Consider the following 26,311-nt stretch of genomic DNA (forward strand, 5'->3'; position numbering starts at 1 on the left):
TTTATTGATTCTGTCTTTTTCTGTCTTCCTACTGTCTTCTTCTGTCTTCATAATAAACACTATATATAGATTAAATATGATATCTAAATACTAAATATAGTATCCAAATAATATAGAATGAAATGTTCTGTCTTTTTCTGTCTTCCTTCTGTCTTCTTCTGTCTTTTTCTGTCTTCTTCTGTCTTCCTTCTGTCTACTTTTTAGTATTCTAGCATATTTCTATCATAAATTTAATTTATAATACTGTCGTTTATCTCTTGGACTTGATCCAAACCATTCTACAATACCTAATGCTCTAAGATTTCCTAAAATTTTAGATACATTAGATCTACTTCTATTAACAATATTAATTGCTTTCGAAGTCGTTAAATGTTCTCCTGTATTATACATATATTGCACTAATCGTTTCTCTACAGGGCTTAACTCATCATAATTAGGAAATATCGTACCTAATAAATTTTCCTGACGAGTTTGCCGTGTTAATATACTATTTTCTAAGGTCAATACAACCTTATTGCCAGGTTCAGTATACACAGGGTCATGTAAATAATATTTAGCCATTTCAGAATAAATACGTTTTACACCTTCGTTCATCTCACGTACCCAACCAAATTCACTTAGTATACGTGCAATTCTAGGATTTCTAGAAAATCTCTCTTCTCTAATATTTTCTATAGTAACTATATTAGGCAATTTTCCTGGGCTTTCAATAGAAAGATGATCATCATACATCAAAACACGAATATGATCTCCATGTACAGAATAATCTCTATGAGTTACTGCATTAACAATACCTTCAAACCAAGCAAATTCTGGATATTCTGGAACCGTAGTAAAAATTCCATCATCTTGTAATGTTTGAAAATCTCTCAACTGTGTTTTTATAAATTCTCTTGACTCGGTAATAACATGAGGTAAAGCCTTATTAAACTCAATACTTTTTATAACATTAAAATCTTGACCTAGGCCCATTTCGGTTCCACCAAAACGAACAAATTTCAAACGTGCTTGTGGTAAAAATCGACTAGGATCTTTACCAAATAATAAAATCCCTGCTTTTGTTATATATCCATCACGATACAGATTTCGAGCTTTTAATACCTCTACTGTGGATAATGATACTTCTGTCCCCAAATGCTGCTGAAACTCAGTAATTAAGTCTTCATCTATATCTTCAAGTGTCGCATCTAATACTAACTCATCTTCTACATATCGTTGACCTCTATCATACTCCAACATTCTTCTACGTTCATATGATAATTCAATAGTTTCATCACCTTGACGTAAATATACTACATCATTTGGTGCAACAATTACTCGATTAACCGATGGGTCAACGCAAATAATTAAAATATTATCCGATTCACCAGCTTCATTTGTTACAGGAATAATATCAAACCTTTTCATAATAGGAGTACTAACTAATTCACGATCTATTTGTTGAAAAGACTCTATACTATGAGCTTTAGAGTGGTTAAATCCTGTAATTCGACCATCATCCTCAACACCAATAACTAAAATACCGCCATCAGCATTAGCAAAACCAATTAAAGTCTTTAATAACTCTCGTGGCTTTTTTCTTGCACTCTTTCTTTCTAAATATTGACTTTCTGGTGTAAAACAAAGATATTCAAGAGAATAGTTCAAATTCAACCCTCCATTCACTTTGATATTTCTAATAATAAAAGAACATTTGTTTCTTATAGTATATCAAAATATAGAACTTTTAGCGTTACATAATATTCTAAAAAAATCTCTTATCACTTTACTAATTCAAGTGATAAGAGATTTCTTAAAATAAATTATAAGGTTAGATAACTAATTATCCTTTTGGTGGATGTGGATCTTTCCCATGGCTATCTTTTTGTGCTATTCTACCATCTTTATTATGAATAATTAATTCACTACCTTGATTTTGACTAATTTTTCGTGCATAATCCGTAGCTGGTTGTTTAGTGTCAAAATGCTTAGTTGCCTTTGAGTTCCCTGCACCTTTAACATTCCAACCGCCATTCTTATCGGGAACAACATGCTGATTTTTTCCCATATAAATCTCCCCTTTTGAAGACAGAAATAATAATAGATTCTACAATATTATTACTATTATACTTATCTCCTATTACCCTATATAGATTTATAATATAGTTATAACTACTTATTTATTCTAACCCAATAATTTATTATAACTATAAGTTCGATAATAATTTTTTGGTACTATAATAAGTATAACTTATTAATTCAATTGTATAATATTTCTTTTTATACATCAAGTTAAATACTACAATATATATTTTCAATTGATAACTACTCTACCACATATTTATAATTATTAGCCCTAGGTATTTTCACAACCACATTAACAGCGCCATATTCTATGCCGTTCATTTTTATACGACCATTTATGATAACTGTATATTCTGTAGCAATTTTATGGTAGTGATGGCCTTCATAATCGCCTTCATTATGTCGTTTTACGGCTACTTCACAGTCATTTGTCTTAAATAAGGATGATTAGCCCCTGCACCACCCGTTACGCATATATTCAGGACCTATTCCCCTTGTAATTATTTAATATTACTAATGACCGGCTTTTCTGAAAGCATATCTATTGGTTCTTTTCGTTGATTGGTAACCGTTATTTCCATTTCTTTTGATACTACATCATATGAACAATGTTCTTCTACATATTTTGAGGAACATTTACCCATTTTTTCTCGTAAATCAATATTATCAAATAATTTAGAGACTTTTTCCACATAAGCATTCACATCTTTGACAGGCACTCTATATCCAGTCACATCATCAAAGATAAGATCATTATTCCCACCAATATCAGAACATACGGTAGCTAAACCACTACTCATAGCTTCTAATAAAGATGTAGGTAATCCTTCATGCTCAGATGGAAAAATATATACATCAGACAGTCTATGATATGGTGTAACATCATCAACTTCACCCACCACAATAATCGAATTATTACATTGCCCACTTACTCTTCGAGCCTCATCTAATAATGTATTATCACCACCACCAACTATATAGAATTTACTATATGGATAGTGTTCATATATTTGTTTCCAAACTGCCAAAGCTATAAGAATTCCTTTATTAGGTGCTACACGAGCACAGAATAATAAATTAGGAATAATGCTATCTAAACCTGCTTGTTGTTTTGCTATACATCTATCTTCATAGGAAACAAAAGGATATTTCTTTATATCGATACCATGTGGAATAACCGATATTTTATCTGGATTAATATGAGCATCTTTAATAAAACTTTCTTTAATTTCATGTGTTGTAGCAATATAATTATCACAAGATGCAAACAATTTTTCTCTAAATGATTGCTTGTTATTAAATACTTCAGCCTTACCCGTTAAAGCTAATGTAACAGGCTTATCTGTCAATTTAGCATATAATATAGCCCATACTGAAAATTTAGGTCTTCCTATAATATAAAAAGCATCAGTTTTACGGTGCGTTGTTAATAATCGTAAAAATATTTCAAGCCATCTAATTAATCCATGTAATCGGACTAGATCAATACAACCATCATATAATTCACGAACTTTAGTAAACCAATACTTTTTCTTAGCCATAATTGTTACATGATGGCCTAATCGAATCAATTCTTTTGCATGATTTAAACCATGTTTTTCACCACCACTTTGATTCGGCATCCCTGATTTATCGAATTTCTTTCCTACTGCAAAATCCTTAATTAATAAAACAATATTCATCTATTATTCCCCAATATTCTATATAGAAAAAACTCTCCTAATTTTTCTTATTTTCTTATATTTTTTCTTACGCTTATGATGATCCCATTTGTATAAACCCCAATCTTTTATCCAATGAATGCCTAAAGTAAATCTATCCCAATATGTTCCTTTTTTTAATATACACTCACAGTATATATCAGGAATATTTTTTAATTCACATCTTAAATGTACTTTATCTAGATTATTATTAGCCATAAAATCAAGTATATTCTCGTAAGTACATGAATTGATAAATACTCCATTACAATACCATATTAAATTAGGATTTTCAGATGATATTTCTTTGCCATCCTTTAAACTGCCTAAATATATAGATATATCTGCTTTTTTCTCATCCTTATATGTTATCCATTCATAAGCAAACTGTTGATTTATTAAAATTTGTAAATAATAAGGTTCATTAATGTTATCATTTATTTTAGGACCTCTATACCAATATACCTGATCACTATTAATTAATTGCATACTATGCCTATAAGCAGCTTGTGACGCATGGGCTGTTAATGCTAAATATATTGGATTTTTAATTAATATATTGCCTCTACACGATTTTGGTATTGGAATACGTAAACGACTTTCCCATGATAACTCCTTACTAGGAGTAGACCACTGTTCTGGATGACTTTTAGGATTCATTACAGAAGAGCACCAATGAATAGATCTCCAATCATCAATAGATTCATAAGCATTTCCATAAGCAAATGTCGTATATAATCTTATAGTACTACCACTTTTCCATAGTTTTTTCATTACTGTTAAAACAGCTTCTTCACATTGCCTATGATCACGATGCGAGTCAAACCCGGTACATATAATAGAATGAGGTTGCACATTTACTATCAAATGCTCTATATCCTGCAATAAAGTTTCCCAAGAAATATTTCGATTTCTATAATTAAAAATACTATCCTTATGCTCATATACAGAATAGGTATCATATCCACAGTCTGGATAATCAAGAAAATAAATATTTTGTGAAGATAAGCCTAATATTTTAGCTGCATCAATTGCTTCATTATTACGGAGTGGTACGTCATACTCCCAGTCACCATTTGTCATAAATGCTAATGAAACATCTAAACCTTCTGCAATAGATCCTATAATTGTACTACCTGCAACATTAATCTCATCATCTTGATGAGGCACGATTACTAATAATTTACATCCCCCAAAAAAAGATGTATAGGAAAAACTACTATCACCATCTTTATCAAAATTCCCCATTTACTCCCCCAAAATAATAATAATATAAATTTATAAGCTTTTTAGTTTTTGACGTGCTAGCTGCAAATCTTCAATCGTATCTATATCAATACTATACGTATTATCCATAATATATGGTATCACATTATCATTAAAGCTTAAATTTTCATCAACTTCATCAATACAATTTATATATATTGCACCATTTATCTTATAATAAAAATCCATATCTTGACGTCTAACAGTACTGTTTTGATTTAATATAGAGAGTAATTGACCATTTTTAATAGTTCTAACTAATATTGGTGAAATATCAATTTGATTTACACTAACTAGTGATTCTTGATTATTTTCAAAAAATAACAACAAAGACTCATCAATATGTTTTACTGTACGCATTGGAGAAGTTGGTTGTAATAAAATCAATACATCATACTCTCGTCCCATATCGCGTAATCTATTAATTGTATATATGATACTATCAATAGTTTTTGAATTATCAGTAGCTAAGGATTTAGGCCTAAAAAAAGGAACTTCTGCACCATATTTTAAACTAACAGACTTAATCTCTTCACCATCTGTACTAACAATAACATCATCTATATAGTTTGATTCTTTAGCAGCTTCAATAGAGTATGCAATTAATGGCTTATTATTTAAATCAATTATATTTTTATTAACAATACCCTTACTACCTTCTCTAGCCGGAATAATGGCTAAAATTCTCTTATCATTAAACATCTAACTTCCCCATTTACAAATCATAAGTTAATTTTTTTTGTAGCGGAATATTCCAGAATTCTTCATTCTTAATTTCATTTAGAAATAATTCAGCACTATTTCCTTCACCCCAATTTAAATTTGCTTCTTTATGCTTCCTTACAGCTTTAATCGATTCTAAAAGATCACTCGAAACACACTCTACGTGATGTATTGTAGTCTCTTTTCTTTTATCATATCGCCCTTCTTGTCTTGATCCTATATCAATTGTTTCAATACCAAAATAAGGTGCTTCTCTGACGCCCGCACTTGAATTACCGATTATAAAATCTGCATATTTAAGTAAAACAACAAAGGATTCAAATCTAACAGAAGGGAATACTCTAAAATTTCTTTTATCATCTAAACTGTGATATTCATCAATAATATAATGACTACCTAAATCATTATTCGGATATATCACTATAAAATTCTTGTTCGACTGTTTACATGCTTCTACAATATTCTTAATTTGATTTTTAATTAACTCTACTTCAGTTGTAACAGGGTGAAATAATAAAATACCATAATTTTCAAAAGGTATATCATAATGCTTTTTAACTGATTCAATAGATGGTAATTTAACACTCTTTATGATATCTATATCAGGAGAACCTATAACTTTGATATAATCTTTATTTTCACCTAATAATATCAATCTTTTTTTTGCATCTTCATTTGCAACAAAATGAATATGTGACAATTTTGTTATTGCATGCCGTATGGATTCATCAATTGTCCCTGAAACTTCACCACCCTCAATATGAATAACACGAATATTATTAAATGCACCAACAATAGCTCCCGCCAATGCATCAGGCCTATCACCATGAACAACAATGCTATCTGGTTTATTTTCTAAAACATATTTAGTTAAATTAGTTATAGTCCTACCCATATCAAAACTAGTATTTGAAGTTGGTATATTCTCTTTAGCAATATAGACTTTATCAAAACCATCTTTTAAAATTTCATGATAAGTATTACCACGACTTTCTAATAAATGCATCCCTGTTACATAGATATAAGCCTCAAAGTCTTTACTTTTTGATATTATATTTAGCAATGGTTTTATTTTCCCATAATCAGCTCTAGTTCCTGTTATAAAAAGAATCCGCCTCAAAAAAACTTCCCCTCTCAAAATATGACCCCTATTCAAACATCCCATAATCTAAATGTGTATCAGATTTAATATAGCATGTAGCAGTTTTCCCTAATAATGATTCATAATCTTTAGCTAAGATTTTTCCAGTCCCAGGTCTTTTTACCCAAATATTTTGTTTAGTTAATTTTTCGCCAGGTTTTATATCTTGTATACTAACTACAGTTGCAAAGGCAAAATCAATAGTTACTTGTTCCTCTTGTATAGGTGCTTTTATACCACCTAACATTAATGGGATTTCTTTTGCAGCATTTATCAGATTTGCTAAATCACTTTTATCCATAGAGCAAATAATATCAGGTCCTTTTCGATTTCTTGTATCTGTAAAATGGCGTTCAATAATTTTAGCCCCTAAAGCCATTGCAGCAATGCTAGAGTTATTATTTATTGTGTGGTCTGACAAGCCAATAGGAATATCAGGAAACGCCTGCATCATCTCTTGCATTGCACCGAGCCTAACCCACTCAGGCTTAGTAGGATATAAATTTGTAGTATGTAATAATGCAAAATCAACATTACTATCTCTTAATATTTCAACAGCTTTATTGACACTATTCAAATCATTCATACCGGTAGAAACAATCATAGGTTTTCCAAAGCTAGCTATATGTTTTAACAAAGGAAAATTATTCATTTCCCCTGACCCAATTTTATATCCTTTAACACCAAATGATTCTAACCTATCTGCAGCCGCTCTTGAAAAAGGTGTACTTATAAACTCCATACCCAAAGATTCTGTATACTTCATCAATTCATATTCTTCAGATTCATCTAAAGCAGCTTTATCCATTATTTCATAAATAGAAATATCAGCATTACCAGGAATAACAGACTGTGCAGCATGGCTCATTTCATCTTCCACAACATGTGTTTGATGTTTAACAAGAGATGCACCGGCCTTATATGCAGCATATACCATTTCTTTGGCTACAGATAATGAACCATTATGATTAATACCAATTTCAGGAATAATGAGTGGTAAACATCCATTCCCTACCTCAATGTGTCCAATATTAAATTTCTTCATTTATTGCTTCCCCTAAATCATGTAAATTTTTAACCGAAGTAACATACCCCAATTTTTCTGCTTTATTAAAGAATTGAGTTAATTCATTTATTAATGTACTATTATCAATTTTATATTTTTCACTAATCAACTTAACTACATATGGATATAAATAATAACTCTTTATATTATATGATTCACTTAAAATCATATGACAACATAACACACTAGAATATAAAGAATATTGTTTAACTTTTACCCTTCCATTATTTAATAAATATAATTCCCATGGGTAATCTATATCTACTGTATTCTCAATATCAGATTCTATAGGATGTTTTTTTCTTAATAAATTTGGTTTTTTTATCCGTATCTGATTAATAAAATTATCCTGACAACGCGCTGTTTCATAATCAACATATTCACCAATTGATCGATTCTGAAACAAATGAAATAATTGCCTAATTTTAGCTTTTAATGATAACTCAAATTTAAAAGGCTGAGAGAAAAATATTTCTAATAAACCGTTTCCTATTAATAATTCTTTATAATTAAATATATAATTATATAATTCAATTAATTCTTTATTCCTACTCGATATTTTCTCTATCTTATATAAATTATATTTTTTAGAATAATTCGCTAATCTTGGATCATATAAATAAATATCTTTACATTCTATAAAATTATTACATTGTTCAATATATGAGTCAAAATAAGATAAAACACCTTCATCAAAGAGTTTTATATTAATAGCTAATTCTCTAATTTTCTGTGAATATTTATCTAAAATTGTTATATCACTAGTAAAAATAGACATATACCTATCAATAGAAAAACTATTATTACAATCAAAAGAATGTATCACATCTTTTTGTAACCATTGATTATTAGTATTATTTTCTATCAGTTCATTTTTATTATATATATATATATTATTAAAAATATCTTTATCAATAAGTCTCTTAACCAACTTATTCCATTTATTTGAATTATAATTTACAAAGAGTAAGTCCTTATTTTCATTCGTTTTTTGGCATAAATTTAATACAGTCATTAACTGTATCTCTCTACTAACCACATACAGAATAGATTTAGCTTTCTCCATTCTATCCCCCAACTAAAACTATTTATTATCCTTTTATATATCGTCGTAAAATACTATCAAGAGATTTAGTTAATACTCCATAATCAAATACTGATCTTACATAAAATTGACTTTCTAACCCTTTACAATATAAATTATCATCACTCATTATATGTTTTAAAGAACTAACTAGTGCGTTTATATTTTTATTCTCTACAATACAACCAACTTTATTATTATTAGTAGTATCTAGAGTAAAATCACTATAATTTGTAATTACAGGATATGTACCAAAATACATTCCTTCTAAAGTAGATATACAAGTGCTTTCACTTAAACTAGTCATACAAATAATCTTAGCACATCTTAAATAAGAATATAATGTATTCCTATTGTTTATTTCACCAGTCATATTAATACAATTAGCTATGGCTGGATTTTTTTCTTTAAATAAAGCCACTTCCTTAGAAAACTCTTGAGTTGAGGGACCTATTAATAAAAACTTCCAGTTTTTTACTAATTCTATCGGTAAATTTCTTATAGCATTTAACAATAAAGAATTATTTTTTTCATAAGTACCTAATCTTCCTACAGTAACAACAATATTTTCTTTTGGTAAAGTATCAAGCTCAGTTAAATCTATATCTAATAAAGAAACTCCATTAGGTAAATATTCTATACGATTTTTAAATACAGATGTCTTTTTTAATGCTTCATAATACGACTTAGTTTCTACGGTAAAAACATCTACATACGAGCTTTTTATTTTCTCAAACCAATTTTTAATAGTTTGGAATGGACCATTATTACAAAAATGATTAAAACCACCAATCCCCATATCTAATTTAATATACACAACTACGTTTGGATTATACTTCTTACAAAGTTTTGCTAGTTTCCAAGCTGTACTACCATAATGAAATAGCATGATTGCATCATATTCTTGAATATGTTCCCGAATAAATTGCTTTGCTAATGATACCTGTTTTTTATAATCTAAATCATCAGTTTCCCCAAGACAGACTGGTGTTACATATTTTAAAAAAGTTTGATTCCACTCAGTTTCTTGAGGTCTAGTTTTATAAAAAACATAGGTTGATTCCCAATTAAAATCTTTAGCCAAAGTATATAAAAACATACCACAATCTTGAAATGCCCGTGCAGGCGTATCTGATGCATTAAATCGAATATGACATATTTTCTTTTTACCGTCTGCCCCCATCTTTAACCCCATTTATTTTAAATATTGTTTTATATTCTCTTTAATTTGTTCTTCGTACTGATCCAATAGTTCATATCTCTTCCGATATTGACTACGTTTTTGTGATTTAATTTCTTCAATCGGTTTTCTATATTCTTCCAATGGAATTTTAAAGAACCGTGGATCTTGTGTAACTGTACCGCCAATGTCTTCCCACAATGGATCGAGTTCAGCTACTTTTGCCTTATGGCCACGCACCATATGTGTATTGGCGTAGAAACCTTCGTCAGATACGGCGTACATGGATTGCACTTTACAGTATTTAGCGAGTTCCCGAATCAAAAATACGATAAAGTTTTTTGGGCGATAGCCAAACATTTTCTTTGTAATATGTTTCGCATTATCGAGGCCATCTTTATACCCTTGGATGGTACCAATCCACAATGCGGGTTCCCCTTCTAGACCTTTGCCGAGGCGGATATTCGCATGGTATACGCCTTGGTCCCCTAGTTGTAACAGAATGGTAAATAAACCTTCCTTACGTTGACCGGTCATAAAGTTAAGGTGTGCCGTCATGTTTAAGTCGGTATCTTCCCATAGCAGAATGCCTTGTTTTAATCCTTCTGGTTTTAGTTCATCCGGATTGTATAGCATTTCGATAGTCTCTGGCGTAAATACATCTTCTAAGGCTGTAAAGTGATTCTTTACCGCATCAATGCGTTCACGCAAGGTAGATTCTTTAAACAAGAAAATACGGCTCATCAACTCATACAGGCCTTCTTGTTTATCTAAAATATGTTGATCTGGTGCATAGCTTTCAAAAAAAGCCTTGTATTCCATCATCTCTTGCTTGTGGCCTACAGTTCGCAAGAAATGTAAGATTACGCGACGTGTTTCACGCCATGATTTTTTCCCATAAATAGCTCGACCATTAGCCCATTGGTCCTTTATATATTGAAACATACACTCTCCTTAGTTGTTCTATACATTAATAATCGAATCCATCATCCGTTTATGTCCAAAGTCTTCATTGGCTTGTACCAAACCCGCCTCATATATGTCTGGATTTTCAATCATTTTGTTTACGAATTGTTCTAATCCAGCGCGAATTGTATCCACCGAAGATATATCTAAGCTTTCACCAACATGATAATCGCGCAGCACCTCAGGATTGATTTCAGGTGATACCAAGGCCGGTTTATAGAACCCGATAGCCGTGTAGAGCATAGCGCTCCAGTGATAGCGATACCGCTCGGCACCGTATGGCATCAAGATGGCATCTACGTCTAGTAAAGTCTTATCCCAATCGGAACCGATGAGGTTCGCATGGAGAAATGAAAGCCCTGGCACGTCCTTGTATTCGTCAGCGATGGCATCAAATAGTTCGCCGTCCTCAGGTTTTGCCGTCGCCCCTTGTACCAAGAGTTCTACGGGACCTGTAAAGGTAGCCGTTTTGAAAGCATCCAACAAGGGGATAATATTCTTTTCCTTGCGGAATTGTCCGAAAAAGCCAAGACGCAGCGGCGTATGTGTAGAGAAGGTTGGCGTTTCGCCTGTGGATGGCGTAAATACAGGAGGCAAGATAGGACGTACGCGCGGTAAATCACTGCGCAGCATATCGTCGCGCAAGGTGACAACATCTAAGTAAATATTTGGATATCGATTGGCACGTTCTGCTTGTTTTAAGAACCGTACGTTTTCACCCTTGCCAATGCCATGGAAAATAAAATGGACAGGAACCTTTGCATGTTTGAGAGGCGTATCCAATAGCGCCTTTATATAGCGATATGTAGAGGTTGGAATAATCAACGCATCACAATTATGTTCCTCTAATTTCTTAGCAGCCGAAGTAAACCATGCACGACGACGTCGTTCACGTAATAGAGACAGGAATGGTTTTTTCCATTTCGATGCACCTGCATAGGTCACTACCTCTCCGCCCTCAAGATAGATAACCTCAACGCCATAATCAACCTTAAAAGTAAAGTTCTCCGGCACCATCAATACCGGTTCATGACCTTGGCGTTTTAATTCATTGATAATCATGCGGTCAAATTCCACCTCATGACCGGCAGGCATAATGATACTTTCCAAAATGGCTACGCGCATTGTGGTTCTTCCTTTCTCATACTCACACTCGTCTGTTATTCAGAAATTATAGTTTCCCATTAGATTTCAATAAATAGTATAGTTTTACATACTTAATCATGGTGTAGAAATAGTGATTCACAGATAGGATAAATCCCATTTTTCCATCTAAAAAGCCTCTATCTAAAATGTACACCTTGAAAAAAGCCCAGCTTGGACGGATAAGAATATCCTTTACAAAGGAACAGGATTTCCCATTTTCCTTATATTTCTTAGCCGCTAATGTCGTATAATTGTTGAATTTATTGAAGTACTGGTGCCAATTATCGTAGGTGTAGTGGTACATTTTGCCATGTAGTTTAGCCTCAGGATAGGTACTGGATATAGTTTCATGTACAAAACCTTCTATATTCGTGCCTTCTTTTGGCATAAATCGCAACACGTAATCGGGACGCAACACGCCATGGGTAGCCTTGTTGTGATGGAACACATTGGACCGTTCAATCCAGTATGCTTTTTTCTCATCCTTAGCTAGTACCTCTTGTACTTCTCGTTGTAATTCTGGCGAAATGCGTTCATCCGCATCGAGGAAAAAAATCCATTCGGATTGCGCCTCTTTAACGGCAAAGCGTCGTTGTTGGGACCAGTCGCCGTTCATAGCGTGATGTACGACGCGAGTCCCCATGGATTCAGCAATCTCTACCGTTTTATCCGTACTGCCATCGTCGATCAGAAGTACCTCATCTGCAAATTGTGCGGATGCGATGCAGTCTTTCATATGTTGTTCTTCATTTTTAGCCAAAATAATGACCGTTAGTGTTGCCATGTATGTCTCCCCTATTGTACATTAGCATAAAATTTCATCATCCACGCCGATAAGGAACGCCAATATTCTGCGTCCTGTGCGTGATTGTCGATTGGGCGGATGTATTCGGATGGTTCCGCCGTGTATGTTTGGTATTGTCCGTAGTCGCCGTGCACATCCCCTACCATGTCGCTTGTGATCCATTGGTATGGCGTTACGTGCACATCCGGTTGTTCATCGAATGCGGATGGCACCGCTGCATAATATTCAAATCCTTTTGGCGCTATGGCCTCTATGATGGTTGGCATAATGCTTAGATGCGTACCGATAGATGCGGATAGTGATGTTTGTGAAAGCTCAGGATGTTGCATGTAAAACACGGTATTGCGAATTTCACTCATCGTGTAATCCCGGTGTAAGAAGGATGTATTATTAAATTCACCAAATAGATTAGAATGGTCACCCGTTACGATGAACAAGCTATCTGGGAACTTCGCTTTCATAGCATCTACGAAATCAAAGATAGCCTTATCGCAATATTTGTAGGTTGCTAAGCCCTTATTGCCATCCTTGCGATTCAAAATATCATCGCCAACGCCAGGCAAATCACGATGGGCATCGAAATCAAGGTACTTATCTTCCAATTTATACGGACCATGATTAGTCGTAGTATACACAAAATGGAATGTTGGTTCATCCATATTTACAATGCGCTTTGCCGCCTCTTCGAGGAATACGTGATCGTATACGCCAAGCCATGTTTGTGGCGCATTAGGACCACAGAATTCGGTAGCATTTTCTATGCGGTCAAAGCCTTGGGCCTTGCCGTATTTCGTAAAGTTACCACTCGATGAGTTACCACCGTACCAGTAAATGGTTTGGTACCCTAATCGTTTTATCTGTGCTGCTAGAGCAGTAGGCAATGTATTGTTCCAGAACATTTCCTTTTCATTCAATTCCATGCCGCTATCGTAGATACCGCTCATAAGACTTGAAATAGAAGGGCGCGACACATTACCAGCTGGCAAGAAATTAGGTACACACGCCGTATGTTTATCAGCTGCAAAATGACGCAAACCTGGACAAATATTAAAGTCCATATACAACGGATCCATGGACCACTGAGGAATGCTTTCACCAACAATCAAAAAGATATGCTTAGGTTTAGCAATGCGAGCACCCTTCGCCACGCGTTTAAAGGCATGCAATGGGTTGTCCAACGTTTGCCAATCGCTGCGTGGCATGAGATGGTTCACATCCGCTACGAGTTCCTCATCTGATTTCATTTGGGCCGCCGTCAACGGCGTTTTACGAACCAATTTGAGAGCCTCTAAATCGTCGATGGTGGCCTTCGCAAAGAAGACATCTTCCTTAACGATAGTTGGCATCACGTCCCATTCTGGTTTATTGCGGTGATTCAATGTACCACCATAATGAAGCCAGTAGTAAATCACCACATAGAGCGCCAAAAATCCAAAGGCACTCGCGCCGGCTGCGATATTACTTTCAAAATGAGGATACGGAATGGACGGAATCGCAGATAACAACGTGCTAGCCCCATAGCTAATGGCCGCCACAGGAATGAATCCGGCGAGCACCCACCAACCCTTGTCTTGATTGAAGAAAATATCGATGAGGTTTTTCTTATCCGCATGCTTACCATAGTGCAACATGTAGTTGTAGGTGTCATTAAAGTGCTTATAGAACTGCATCTTGCCAGCAAAGGCAACATAGATAATGCAACTCAACACCGTATTGAGGACGATGGCTGCCGTCATGTAGTAATCTGGAAAGGCCAAGAACGGCAATGTACCGAGCACAAGCAAAATCAATAGTTGATACGCGTTGATATCCATGCCCCACCAAAATCCAAAGGTAAAGCAGGTACGAATAATCTTTCCCTTGCCCTTTAGCGTTTCGTACGGATGGTACACAGCGATAAAGATGGCCCTAAAGATAGCACAGAGTATAGGCATCCAGAGGAATAGTTTAATATTTTGTTGGAGGGATAAGAAAAATTGTTCACCCATGATTGTTCCTTTTGTAAGTAAACAAACCCTATATACTCCCTGACAATATCGAGTTCATTCCATTAATGATATAAATTAAAATATTCCCCTATTGGATAAGGTCCCCATTTTTTAACCGCCAAGCCGTTAATTCTCGCATGGTTTTCATAGAGTTAGCATATGCTTGCGGCATTTTCTCATCTTCTACATATATGCCAGTCTTATCCATCCACAAACGGTGATTGAATACGAACGGCCCTTGATTAAATAAACTCGGTACCATAGCCTCATAGGTTTGCCCTGTACGTCCTACAAGTTCAGCTAATGTTGGAATGATTTGAATACTCATGCCAAATGCATCTTGTGAAAGCCATTCTTTTTTGATGCCTTGACCGTAGAAAATAATCGGAATCGTGGATGCTACCTTAGGACCTTCCTCATGAGCAAAGGTAAAGCGTTCGCTATGGTCACCGGTGATAACAAATAATGAAGTTGGATCAGATTGTTCCTCTTTGCTAATAAATTCACCCATCACATGGTCTGCATACCATATGTGGCCCATTTCGTTAATTTGCTTATCCGTATTGACAATGGAATCTGGCAAGTTCTTACGAACTTTATCCGCATCATAGCCTTCCTTCGCCACATTCACACTATATGGAGGATGATTCGACGTAGTCATGATAACATTGATGATCTTTTCGCCACGATGTTTGTCCATGTATGCATTGATAGCCTTGAACATATCTCCATCGGCTACGCCCCAAGCATTTGTTTCGTTGCTCGGCATTTCAGATGCATCGTGAAATTCATCAAAACCTTGTTCTAATGCAAAGTTCTTAACATTTTGCCAAGTACTAAAACCGCCATACCAAAATACGGTCTTATAACCTAATTTTTTCATAACCGGTCCAATACCGAGGCCATACGGTTCTTGTAACATTCCTACGCTATAGTTTGGATACATCCCCGTATCCGGCATGCCCGTTAATAAACCAATAATGGCAGGCATCGTACCCGTTCCTTGGGCCAAGGCCATTTGCGTACTCATCGCCTGAGGGCTGGCTGCGTACTTACGACCTTGCTCTACAAGATAAGCACCAGGTTCGTTGAATTCAGCAAGGAATGGCCATAAACCATAGGATTCACCGAGAATGATATTAATAGATTGCGGTTGTTGTTGTAATCGCTCTGTTGTTATCGTTTTTGTGAAAGCTTCATCAAATCGTGTACTATTAGGATTACCGCCAATGGATTGTATTTTTTCATGTAACTCAGCAGGCGTTAAATGAATATCCTCTAATTCTGAAGTCCGTTTAGCAATGGATTTCACACGGTATAATGCTTGTGCATCGTCCAAGATGGTTTCATTTAATAAATTGGAATTAAGGCGTGCTGCGCTTTCCCAGTTAATAGAATTCGTGTAACCAAAGGCGCCACCAAAGCGGAAAAATAAGAATAGCACACCAAATCCGACAAAGCTGAGAATCCCCGTAATCCATTTACTGCGCTTGGTGCTAGGTAACCATTGAATGGTTTTCGTATTGAGGACTTTCACCAACAGCCAAGTCAAACCTATGCTGAGCGCAATACCACCAATTAAAAATGGGATAGCATGGTATTCATTGATACCCGTATTGATAATGGCATGAATATCGTCATGTTTACCATTGATAAGCATCGCATTATACGAAGAATTGAATATCGTATAAAACGGGATACGCCCCATAAAGAGCACTGTAAAGATGATGGTAACAAATCCGTACCAAACCTTGCGTACACCTTGGGCCTTCCATTTCGGCCACACTATAGATGGCAATGTAGCAAATAGCAAACTTACAAGGACAATCGATCCAACGGTCTTCAAACTCAACCGAAAACCGAGCCATAAAGACATTAAAATACTGTCCATTGTAGTCGTATCTAATTGAGATTGAAATATAATTAAAAATACGATTCTAAAAAGCGTAAACAAGATAGAAAAGAACAAAAATGCTTTTAATTCCTGTTGAATGCCTTTTATCCAGTTCAACCAACGATTCATACCATTCCCCAACTTTATATACTATACTTCCTACACCGCGGTCCTTTGCACCGCTTGCATTTTCCACAGCCCTTATCCGTAGTTTTCTGTCCGTGGTCATCTATGAAATCTACGGTTAGTCCTTTTTTGTGGACTTTTTGAACTCCTTCTTCAAGGCTTTTTCTAATTTCTTAGCCTTTTTATCCTTCTTAGCATCCTTGTCTTTTTTAGCTTTTTTAGAATCCTTATCCTTCTTGCTCTTTTTGGACTCTTTGTCCTTCTTGGACTTCTTAGATTCCTTTACAAATTCGAATTCTTTCTTAGACTGCTTGTCTTTCTTATCCTTTTTTTTATCTTTGTCTTTCTTTTTCTTATCTATTTTATTCTTTTTACCTGAAAGCTTCGCCCATTCTTCTTCTACGCGTTTCAGTTGTTTTTTGATAAGCTTGTCGATTTCCTTTTGTTGTTTAGTTTTATCCTTATCGCCCGTGGATTGTTTGGAGTACAACAAGGAATTTACCATATCATAAGGATCTAAGGACGTACGAATATCTCTGTCTAATAAGCTTTCATCATCAGAATCGTCCTCTTCGTCATCAAAGTCATCATCATTAACGTCATTACGACTCGATGTTGTTTTCTTATTGGCTAAATGCTCATTAAAATAAACAGCATCTTGATCATCGATAGGATATTCCTTAGAAAGGTCGATATCTTCGAGGTCATGATCTACATCGTGTAACTTAACTTGCTCCATTGCATAATCTAAATTATCTTGATTAGACGCACCATAGCCCATCGGTTTATCAAAGGAAAGAACATCGCCAAATAAATCGCGTTCCAAGCTTTCATAAGAATTAAGCATGCTCATGCGATCCTGAACGGCCTCAATTTGATTCCACAATTCCATCAAATTCGCCGTATACTGCATGCGTTCTTTAACCTCTAAATAGGCTTGGTGAATAACAAACAGTTCTTTTTCATTAAGACCTTCTTCTGCGCCGATTTCTTCAATCATTTGCTGAATCTCTTGATCGCGATTATAACGCTCTACTAAGGCACTGCGAATTTCTTCAATAAGACTTGCTGACACGCGTTCCATACGTTCCTCCTTTATGGTATATACTCAGCCCTAATCACTACGATTAATCATTACGAATCAATACATACCATGGTGAATAGAAAAATAAATTTTTATACTCTCTAATCTATTATTATATCAGAAAATATGCGGATTTTCTGCGTGTTTTGGTGAAAGTACGCAAAATTTGACTATCCTTTTATATCATGCTATTCTGATTAACAAAGGAAATTAGTATGAGGCAATGTTTTCATACGAAAAAATAGCAGGGTGGCAGCCCTGCTATTTTTTTAGATGAATCAATTTACTAAAACATATTCACCCTATATACCAATATGCGTTCTTTTTTATCAGTTTCTTGAAATAAATCACCGCATTGTATTATTTCTTCTTCTTCGAGGCGCACGTGGTTATTTAGGAAGTTTTCTACTTCTTCGTTAACATAGTAGAAGAATAGTAAAATTTCTCTTGGGTGATGATATAGAGAATCAAATATATTACCTAGTACACGTTTAATGGTATGCAGTGCAAAGGGGTTAAAGAAAAAGCATCGATCTGCATTATCTGGTAATGTAAAGGTGGCTGCATCGCCGAGGACAAAGGATACGCGATTTTTGGCAGCTGGACTTTCACCATTTATAACTGCACGTTCATACAAACGTTCATCGTATTCGATACCGATAGAATGGCACCGCGTCTGATTCGCCATAAATATGCTGACCCGGCCCTTGCCACTACCATAATCAATAAGGGTATTTTGTTTCGTAATATAACCACTATTAGCAAGGCGTTCAAGAACACAATAATCCGTTGGCTCATATGGATGATGCTCTGAATCCGAACGGCTATCATCACGGCCTGTGGTTTTAATCTGTAACACTTGTTCCCATTCCTGTTCGCTTGTCATCATAAAATATCCCCTATCGCTTATATACATGTATATTATAGTTTTATTAATGTTCTTATGAATCATTGTATACATAGATGGCATCATTTACAAACATTAGATAATCATGTAGTATATGGCAAGGAAGTTAATGCGTTCAATATGTTGCACGCAAAATGAAAAAGCAGGGTTGCCGCCCTGCTTTTTTATAACAATCACTGACCATTTACAAATAATAGTAAATTGTGTAATATAATAAGTGACAAAGGAAACCAATGTGTGACACGTTTTCACGCAAACAAAAAAGGAGGGGTGCCACCCTCCTTTTTTTGTGCTAGTTACTGACGGAAATATCCATCTAGCCACTTGCAGATGTAGTGACAAGTTACACCTGCTACGATGGATACAATTAAAGAAACCAATACGTCAAACACGTTTTCACCCCCTTTCTGTTACCAGTATGGGGCAGTAACACCTATAGTATACAACACTATTTACAAATAGTAGATAATATATAATAATAGTTAAAGGAAATAAGTATTTTGCAAACATTTTAATGCACGCAAAACAAAAGAGGAGGGTGTCCACCCTCCTTTTTTTGTGCTATTGTGCTATTTACCATATATGATTCGAATATGATATACTAAAGAGTAATATTTCAATTTTTCTCATGTGTAGAATTATTTAAAAAGGAGTATTTACTTACATGGACAGTGATCTGACCTTAGATTTTATAATTATCGTCATTTTAATCATCGCGAACGGCATTTTTTCTATGACCGAGCTCGCCATCGTCAATGCCAAGAAGCGTCGCCTCGAGGAGATGGCCGAGTCTGGCAATGAGCGCGCCAAGAAGGCCTTTGAGTTGGCGGAGAATCCTAACGAGATGTTCTCTACCATCCAAATCGGTATCACTCTCGTCGGCATTTTGACCGGTTTGTATTCCGGTGCCACCTTTTCCGCACCATTAGCTGACGTATTGGTGAAAGCCTTCCCTAGTATCGCTCCTTATGCGGCTTCTATCAGTTCCTTCTTAATTGTTTCTATCATCACCTATTTATCCCTTGTTATCGGTGAATTAGTGCCAAAACGCCTAGCCATCAACAGCCCTGAGGCCATTGCCGTTGTTGTTTCCAAGCCAATTTACTGGCTTTCACAAGCATTAAAACCAATCGTACTGTTCCTCGGCGTGTCCACCGATTTTCTATTGAAAATATTGGGCGTCACTGTGAAAGAAGAAGCGCCTGTAACAGAGTCGGAAATTAACAAAATGCTCACCGAAGGCGTAGCCATGGGGGCCTTTGAAGAAGAGGAACCAATCCTCGTAGAAAATATTTTCCACCTAGCAGATATGAACGCAGGCGACGTCATGACACCGCGGACGCAACTCAAATGGATTGATTTAAACTCGTCCGAAGAAGAAATCATGGAGGTCCTAAAAACGGCGAACCAATACCGCATTCCAGTAGGTGAAGACTCGCTCGACGAATTGCGCGGCGTAGTCAATGTAACCGATGTGATGGTCCAATGCTTACAAGGCGAAAAATCATTGCATCATGTCATCCATTCTTGCTTGAAAGAACCATTGCTCGTACCTGAGTCCATTTCTCTTATGAAATTACTCAACACATTGCGTAACGAAGGCGTTCACGAAACCATCGTCCTCGACGAATATGGTGGCTTTAGCGGCCTCGTTACCTTGCACGACATCATGGAAGAAATCGTAGGTCTCATGCCATCCGGCGAAGAAGAGCGCCAAGAAGAAGAAAACCGCATCGTCGAACGCGAAGACGGCACATGGCTCGTAGACGGTCTACTCGACGTAGACGAATTCAAAGAATTCTTCCACATTGTCAAAGAACTACCACGCGAAGAAGACGATCTCTACAAAACACTGGGCGGCCTTATGAACCTTCTATTCGGTAGAATCCCACGCGAAGGCGACAAAACCACCTGGGACGGATACACATTCGAAATCGTGGACATGGATAATACACGGATAGACAAAATTTTGGTTAGTTATGTTGAACCAGTTGTGGAACAAACAGAAGAATAAGGATTGAAGAGAGAACCCCTCCTGAAAGCCGACACGCTACTGCGCTACGCGGAGCCCGAAGTCGTTTTCAGGAGGGGTTCTCTCTTCTTCTATTCTACGTTTGTTGCACAACTTAGTTAACATAATCTTTTACGGATAGACAGGCCGGGTCTGACTCCGGCCTACGGCCTCCGTAGAGCCGACGCAGGGTGTGAGCTAACAGAGGAGCGTAGCGACGCATGGGAGCCACACATCGCTAATCCAGAGGCGTAAGATTTTCCATCGGAAAATCCACAGCATCTGGGAAAGTCGTTTTTGGAAGTCTATTTTTTATTACTAATATCCTATGATCCTACGTGCTCAAATTTTCATTTCTACTGTATTCACATAACCTAAATTTCTCCCCGAAGGTCCCCTCCTCCTAATATTAGAAAATATATATGTTAATGAATTAGCTAATTCATATCTACAGTAAAAAAGGTGTACCTTGTCCCAAAACGACTTCGGGCTCCGCGAAGCGCAGTAGCGTGTCGGCTTTGGGATAAGGTACACCTTTGTAGTTAATTATTTGTAGTTAATTAACATATATATTTTCTAATATAATTAATATCCTTATAGAATTTTTATCTAATATATAGTATTATTTAATTGTATAAAATATATATTTCATAGTAGTTATTGCTTTTACAATAATCTCTATTACGTGTGTGAAGGAGAGGATTATGAATCGTAGTGTATTAGGTTTGACCACGGTTCTGTTGATGAGTGCACTCATCATCGGCGGTTGTGGGTCGAATCAAGATGATCATGATACGAGTCTCAAGGTACGGACGATTACGATTGGCGAAGAGGCTGGAACGACGAGTGCTGGGTATTCGGGAACCATCAAGAATCGGACGGAAACGAATCTAGCATTCCAGGTGGGCGGCCGCGTGATTAATAAGTTTGTCAGTGTGGGCACTACTGTGCAGGCCGGTCAGGTAATTGCTCAGATTAATGGCGCTGATACGGCAAGTCAGGTGCAAAATGCGCAAGGTGCTGTTACGGCGGCGCAATCGGCCTATGATTTAGCCAATACAAATGCTGAAAGATACCGCGCTTTGTACGCTGAGCAGGCTATCAGCAAATTGCAATTGGATCAGGCTGAAAATCAACTGAATGCGGCGAAAGCTCAGTTGCAACAGGCCCAAGCAGGTCTCAATTTGAGTAACAATCAAAATAGTTATACTACTTTAGTTGCTCCAGACAGCGGTATTATTACGGCTCTCAATGTCGAGGCCGGTCAGGTCGTAGCAGCAGGCCAGGCAATAGGTACCTTGGCGGCCGGTCACGAACCTGAGGCGGTCATCGCTTTGCCAGAACAGGAAATGAGCAAAATTCACCCTGGTAGCACGGCGACCATCACATTTTGGGCTTTGCCTGATGTGAAAGTACAAGGTATTGTTCGCGAAATTTCACCGGTTCCCGACCCTGTAGCGCGGACGTATATGGTCAAAATTACCTTACAAAACCCTCCAAAAGAGGTGCAACTCGGTATGACTATCAATGCCATCCTCAATCAAACGGATACAACGGATATCTCCATACCGTTGACGGCGTTGGTGAAAGACAAACAAGGTAATAACGCAGTCTATGTCATTCGAGACAACAAAGCACATCTCGTTCCTATTCAAACTGGCGAATTTGGTAATAATTCGGTCATTGTTAAAAATGGCCTCGCTAAAGGGGATATCGTCATCACCGCAGGAACCCAACAATTACAAGAAGGAACGGCGGTGCATAAATGAAGAAGTTTAACTTAGCCGATTGGGCGTTACGCCATAAATCCATTATCTACTACTTCATTGCTGTACTCCTCACATTTGGTATATTCTCGTTCACCCACATGGGACGTATGGAAGACCCAGACTTTACGATGCGTACCATGGTTGTGGGTGTCTCATGGCCCGGTGCTTCACCGCAACAAATGTCAGATCAAGTAACGGACAAGCTCGAAGAAAAGCTACGAGATTTGCCGGGTGTGGATTATACAAAGTCTTTCACAGATGGTAGCAAATCTGTCATTTATATCAATCTGAAAGAAGATTTGCCATCGAACAAGATTCGTCCCGCTTGGGAAGAAGCGCGGAATATGATCAATGACGAATGGAAATCTTTGCCATCAGGTGTACAAGGCCCATCTATCAACGATCGATTCGATGATGTATATGGCACCATTTACGCACTTTCAGGTGACGAATTCTCGTACGAAGAAAAACGACAACAGGCGGAAAATTTAAAACGGCAACTCTTATCCGTTCCGAACGTTAAGAAGATCACTCTCATCGGGGTGCAAGAAAAGTCCTTGGATGTAACGATTAACAAGGACAAGCTCGCATCGTATCAGGTGAGCACCCAACAATTATTGACGGCCCTTAAACAGCAAAGCGCTATGGTGCCGGCGGGCATGGTCAATACGGATACAAATAATGTATATTTACGCATCAACGGCGTCTTTGATAGCGTGGATGCGGTCAAAAATATGCCGATTCGCATCAATAACCAAACAATTCGACTCGGCGATATTGCAGACGTAACGATGACCTATAAGGACCCATCCAGTCCTCAATTCTACTACGAAGGCAAGCCAGCCATTGGCATCGCCATTTCCATGGATGCAGGCGCCAATAATATCGAATTTGGTAAGGCTATCGATACGAAACTGAAAGAGCTAAAAACAACGATTCCTGCAGGCTTAAGCCTCGACCAAGTGTCGAATCAGCCGCACATTGTTAAGGAATCCATTGGCGATTTCTCGCAATCTTTATTCGAAGCCATCGCCATCGTATTGCTCGTCAGCTTTGCATCCCTCGGCATTCGCACCGGTATCGTGGTGGCCCTCACCATTCCGGTCGTCGTGTCTACGACATTCGTACTGATGTATGAAAATGGCATTTATTTGCATAAGGTTAGCCTTGGCGCCCTCATTTTGGCACTGGGCCTACTCGTTGATGATGCCATCATCGTCGTGGAAATGATGAGCGTTAAGCTCGAAGAAGGCTTTAATCACTGGCGCGCCGCTACTTTCGCCTATGAATCAACGGCCTTTCCAATGCTGTCTGGCACTCTCATTACCTGTGCCGGCTTCTTACCTCTCGCCTTGGCGGAGGGCATGGTTGCGGAATTCACGAAATCCCTGTCCATTGTTGTCTTCATGGCCCTCATCCTATCCTGGATTGCGTCCGTTCTGGTCAGTCCGGTGCTAGGCTATAAAATCATCGAAAACAAGGCTGAAAAACCCGAGTCGGAATGGACTCGTCGCGATCATATCATGCATCGTTTGAAAACCGTTTTTTATGCTCGTTTTGAAAGCCTCCTTCACTGGGCACTAGGTCATCATAAGGCCGTATTACTCCTAACATTAGGGGCTTTCATCCTATCCTTGCTTTCATTCCCGCTCATCAAACAGGAATTTTTCCCATCGTCGACGCGGAATGAAATCATCGTATCTATGCAATTTCCTCAAAGCTCGTCTATCGATTATACCCAAAGCCAAGCTAAATCGTTGGATGCTTTGTTAAAGGATAACGAACATATCGACCATTTCACAACCTATGTAGGCGAAGGGTCGCCGCGGTTTGTATTGACCTTAGAACCGGAATTGCCGCGTGCTAATTTCATGCAAACCATCATCGTTACAAAATCCCTAGAGGATCGAGATGCGTTGTTCAAGGATTTGCAAGATCAATTAAACGATCAATATCCATCGGCACTCATCAATATGCAATTCGTCCAAATCGGACCGCCGTCCAAATACCCTGTTATGCTCCGCGTATCGGGTCCTGATGCATCTGAGGTTAAAACGATTGCGAACGATGTGAAAGCCAAGATGCAGGAGGACAAGGATTTACATAATATTGCCTTCGATTGGCCAGATACTGAGCCAGTTGCTCAAATTCACATCGACCCAGATAAAGCGCGTTTGCTTGGCATTAATAGCTACGCCGTATCGCTTCATCTACAAAGTCTATTATCTGGCACAAAATCCGGTGAATATTACGAAGAAAATCAAACCATTCCTGTTACTTTCAGATTGGGCGGCAATGAAAACCACAACTTAGCGGTACTTTCATCATTACCAATCCAAACAGGAAACGGTTCCTATGTACCGCTTAGCCAAATCGCAACGATTTCTATGAGCCAAGAGGAAGGCATTATTTGGCACCGCAACATGATACCAACCATTAGCATTCATGCTAATGTAGGCCCTGACGTGCTCGGCAATGCTAAGACGAAAGAAATTTACAATAAACTTGCTGAATATCGTCAAGACTTACCAACTGGCTATACTATTGATCTCGATGGTTCTGCTGAAAAGAGCGTCACTGCTGTACAAAAATTGCTCATGCCAATGCCAATCATGCTCTTTGCAATCATGACGATTCTCATGTTCCAATTAAAGAGAATTGCCCTTATGTTTATGGCCCTATTTACAGCTCCGCTTGGACTCATCGGTGTTGTACTGGCCTTAAATATTACGCGTACACCACTTGGATTTATGGCCATACTCGGCATCATTGCCCTCTCCGGCATGATTATTCGTAACTCCATCATCCTGTTGGACCAAATCGAAATTCACCGCGCCGAAGGACAATCTGCCCGCGAAGCCATCATCAACTCCGCTACATTGCGTTTCAGACCAATCATGCTAACCGCCATTGCGGCCATCCTTGGTATGATACCACTCATGGGATCCGTATTCTGGAGCCCACTCGCCATCGCATTCAGCGGCGGTCTACTCGTAGCAACCATACTAACACTCATCGTACTACCAGTTATGTACGCAACATGGTATAAGGTTAAATAAATAATATAAATAGATATCTATTATCAATCTAATAATTGATTGACTACTAATTCTGATAATGTTAATATAACTTTGACAAGGGAAATAAATAAGTTGCAATGTATTCACGCAACAAAGAAAAAACAGCAGGGTGGCAGCCCTGCTGTTTTATATTGCCTTACATACATATCCCTATTTTAAAATAGAACAGGCCTGTTCTATTTTTTAAGAGCACCATACATACCTTTTTTAAATTAGTACACGCCTGTTCTATTTCTAAAAAGCACTATACACACCTTTATTAAATTACTACACGCCTGTTCTATTTCTAAAAAGCACCATACACACCTTTA

General features: G+C 37.1%; 19 protein-coding genes. 3 read left to right on the forward strand and 16 right to left on the reverse strand.

Annotation, left to right across the window (positions count from 1 at the left end):
- Positions 1 to 222: 222 nt before the first annotated feature.
- The 16 genes from HMPREF1477_RS09860 to HMPREF1477_RS06210 all read right to left on the reverse strand — a co-directional run bounded on the left by HMPREF1477_RS09860 (position 223) and on the right by HMPREF1477_RS06210 (position 19,119).
- Entirely contained in the window at positions 223 to 1,647 is a 1,425-nt protein-coding gene (locus tag HMPREF1477_RS09860; RefSeq protein ID WP_016476228.1) for an ATP-binding protein, read from the reverse strand.
- Between the two features lie 175 nt (positions 1,648 to 1,822).
- The gene (locus HMPREF1477_RS06140) at positions 1,823 to 2,047 is read right to left on the reverse strand and encodes a DUF2188 domain-containing protein (RefSeq protein WP_005379731.1); all 225 of its coding nucleotides are present in this window, start codon (positions 2,045 to 2,047) and stop codon (positions 1,823 to 1,825) included.
- Between the two features lie 517 nt (positions 2,048 to 2,564).
- A complete protein-coding gene (locus tag HMPREF1477_RS06145) occupies positions 2,565 to 3,746 on the reverse strand; it encodes a glycosyltransferase family 4 protein (protein WP_016476229.1) in 1,182 nt (393 codons plus the stop codon).
- 18 nt (positions 3,747 to 3,764) lie between these two features.
- Positions 3,765 to 5,012 (reverse strand): PIG-L family deacetylase, encoded by a 1,248-nt coding sequence (locus HMPREF1477_RS06150; protein WP_016476230.1) that lies wholly within the window; start codon positions 5,010 to 5,012, stop codon positions 3,765 to 3,767.
- A gap of 30 nt (positions 5,013 to 5,042) precedes the next feature.
- Entirely contained in the window at positions 5,043 to 5,732 is a 690-nt protein-coding gene (locus HMPREF1477_RS06155) for a cytidylyltransferase domain-containing protein (RefSeq protein WP_016476231.1), read from the reverse strand.
- A gap of 13 nt (positions 5,733 to 5,745) precedes the next feature.
- Positions 5,746 to 6,891, reverse strand: coding sequence for a UDP-N-acetylglucosamine 2-epimerase (gene neuC, locus HMPREF1477_RS06160; protein ID WP_148529039.1), 1,146 nt, complete (start codon positions 6,889 to 6,891; stop codon positions 5,746 to 5,748).
- A 10-nt stretch (positions 6,892 to 6,901) separates the two neighbouring features.
- Positions 6,902 to 7,939, reverse strand: coding sequence for an N-acetylneuraminate synthase family protein (locus tag HMPREF1477_RS06165; RefSeq protein ID WP_016476233.1), 1,038 nt, complete (start codon positions 7,937 to 7,939; stop codon positions 6,902 to 6,904).
- On the reverse strand, positions 7,926 to 9,026 hold the full coding sequence (locus HMPREF1477_RS06170; protein ID WP_016476234.1) for a hypothetical protein: 1,101 nt from the start codon (positions 9,024 to 9,026) through the stop codon (positions 7,926 to 7,928). Before HMPREF1477_RS06170 ends, HMPREF1477_RS06165 begins: the two co-directional genes overlap by 14 nt.
- 25 nt (positions 9,027 to 9,051) lie before the next feature.
- On the reverse strand, positions 9,052 to 10,227 hold the full coding sequence (locus HMPREF1477_RS06175; protein WP_148529040.1) for a glycosyltransferase family 4 protein: 1,176 nt from the start codon (positions 10,225 to 10,227) through the stop codon (positions 9,052 to 9,054).
- 12 nt (positions 10,228 to 10,239) lie between these two features.
- Complete coding sequence (locus tag HMPREF1477_RS06180; protein ID WP_016476236.1) at positions 10,240 to 11,169, reverse strand: DUF535 family protein; 930 nt, start codon at positions 11,167 to 11,169, stop codon at positions 10,240 to 10,242.
- A gap of 18 nt (positions 11,170 to 11,187) precedes the next feature.
- The gene (locus HMPREF1477_RS06185) at positions 11,188 to 12,315 is read right to left on the reverse strand and encodes a glycosyltransferase family 1 protein (RefSeq protein WP_016476237.1); all 1,128 of its coding nucleotides are present in this window, start codon (positions 12,313 to 12,315) and stop codon (positions 11,188 to 11,190) included.
- Between the two features lie 46 nt (positions 12,316 to 12,361).
- Entirely contained in the window at positions 12,362 to 13,120 is a 759-nt protein-coding gene (locus tag HMPREF1477_RS06190; RefSeq protein ID WP_016476238.1) for a glycosyltransferase family 2 protein, read from the reverse strand.
- An 11-nt stretch (positions 13,121 to 13,131) separates the two neighbouring features.
- On the reverse strand, positions 13,132 to 15,129 hold the full coding sequence (locus tag HMPREF1477_RS06195; RefSeq protein WP_016476239.1) for an LTA synthase family protein: 1,998 nt from the start codon (positions 15,127 to 15,129) through the stop codon (positions 13,132 to 13,134).
- An 88-nt stretch (positions 15,130 to 15,217) separates the two neighbouring features.
- The gene (locus HMPREF1477_RS06200) at positions 15,218 to 17,152 is read right to left on the reverse strand and encodes an LTA synthase family protein (RefSeq protein ID WP_016476240.1); all 1,935 of its coding nucleotides are present in this window, start codon (positions 17,150 to 17,152) and stop codon (positions 15,218 to 15,220) included.
- Positions 17,153 to 17,267: 115 nt separating this feature from the next.
- Entirely contained in the window at positions 17,268 to 18,233 is a 966-nt protein-coding gene (locus HMPREF1477_RS06205) for a hypothetical protein (protein ID WP_016476241.1), read from the reverse strand.
- A 286-nt stretch (positions 18,234 to 18,519) separates the two neighbouring features.
- Positions 18,520 to 19,119, reverse strand: a complete 600-nt coding sequence (locus HMPREF1477_RS06210; RefSeq protein WP_038148217.1) for a class I SAM-dependent methyltransferase — start codon at positions 19,117 to 19,119, stop codon at positions 18,520 to 18,522.
- Positions 19,120 to 19,804: 685 nt separating this feature from the next.
- Here HMPREF1477_RS06210 and HMPREF1477_RS06215 point away from each other — a divergent pair.
- The 3 genes from HMPREF1477_RS06215 to HMPREF1477_RS06225 all read left to right on the forward strand — a co-directional run bounded on the left by HMPREF1477_RS06215 (position 19,805) and on the right by HMPREF1477_RS06225 (position 25,979).
- Positions 19,805 to 21,154 carry a hemolysin family protein gene (locus HMPREF1477_RS06215; RefSeq protein WP_016476243.1) on the forward strand — a complete coding sequence of 450 codons (1,350 nt, stop codon included), beginning with the start codon at positions 19,805 to 19,807 and terminating at the stop codon, positions 21,152 to 21,154.
- Between the two features lie 701 nt (positions 21,155 to 21,855).
- Positions 21,856 to 22,920, forward strand: a complete 1,065-nt coding sequence (locus tag HMPREF1477_RS06220; protein ID WP_016476244.1) for an efflux RND transporter periplasmic adaptor subunit — start codon at positions 21,856 to 21,858, stop codon at positions 22,918 to 22,920.
- Positions 22,917 to 25,979 carry an efflux RND transporter permease subunit gene (locus HMPREF1477_RS06225; protein ID WP_016476245.1) on the forward strand — a complete coding sequence of 1,021 codons (3,063 nt, stop codon included), beginning with the start codon at positions 22,917 to 22,919 and terminating at the stop codon, positions 25,977 to 25,979. Before HMPREF1477_RS06220 ends, HMPREF1477_RS06225 begins: the two co-directional genes overlap by 4 nt.
- Positions 25,980 to 26,311: the final 332 nt, after the last annotated feature.

The sequence above is a fragment of the Veillonella sp. HPA0037 genome, from assembly GCF_000411535.1.
In the GTDB taxonomy this organism is placed as follows: Bacteria; Bacillota; Negativicutes; order Veillonellales; family Veillonellaceae; genus Veillonella; species Veillonella atypica.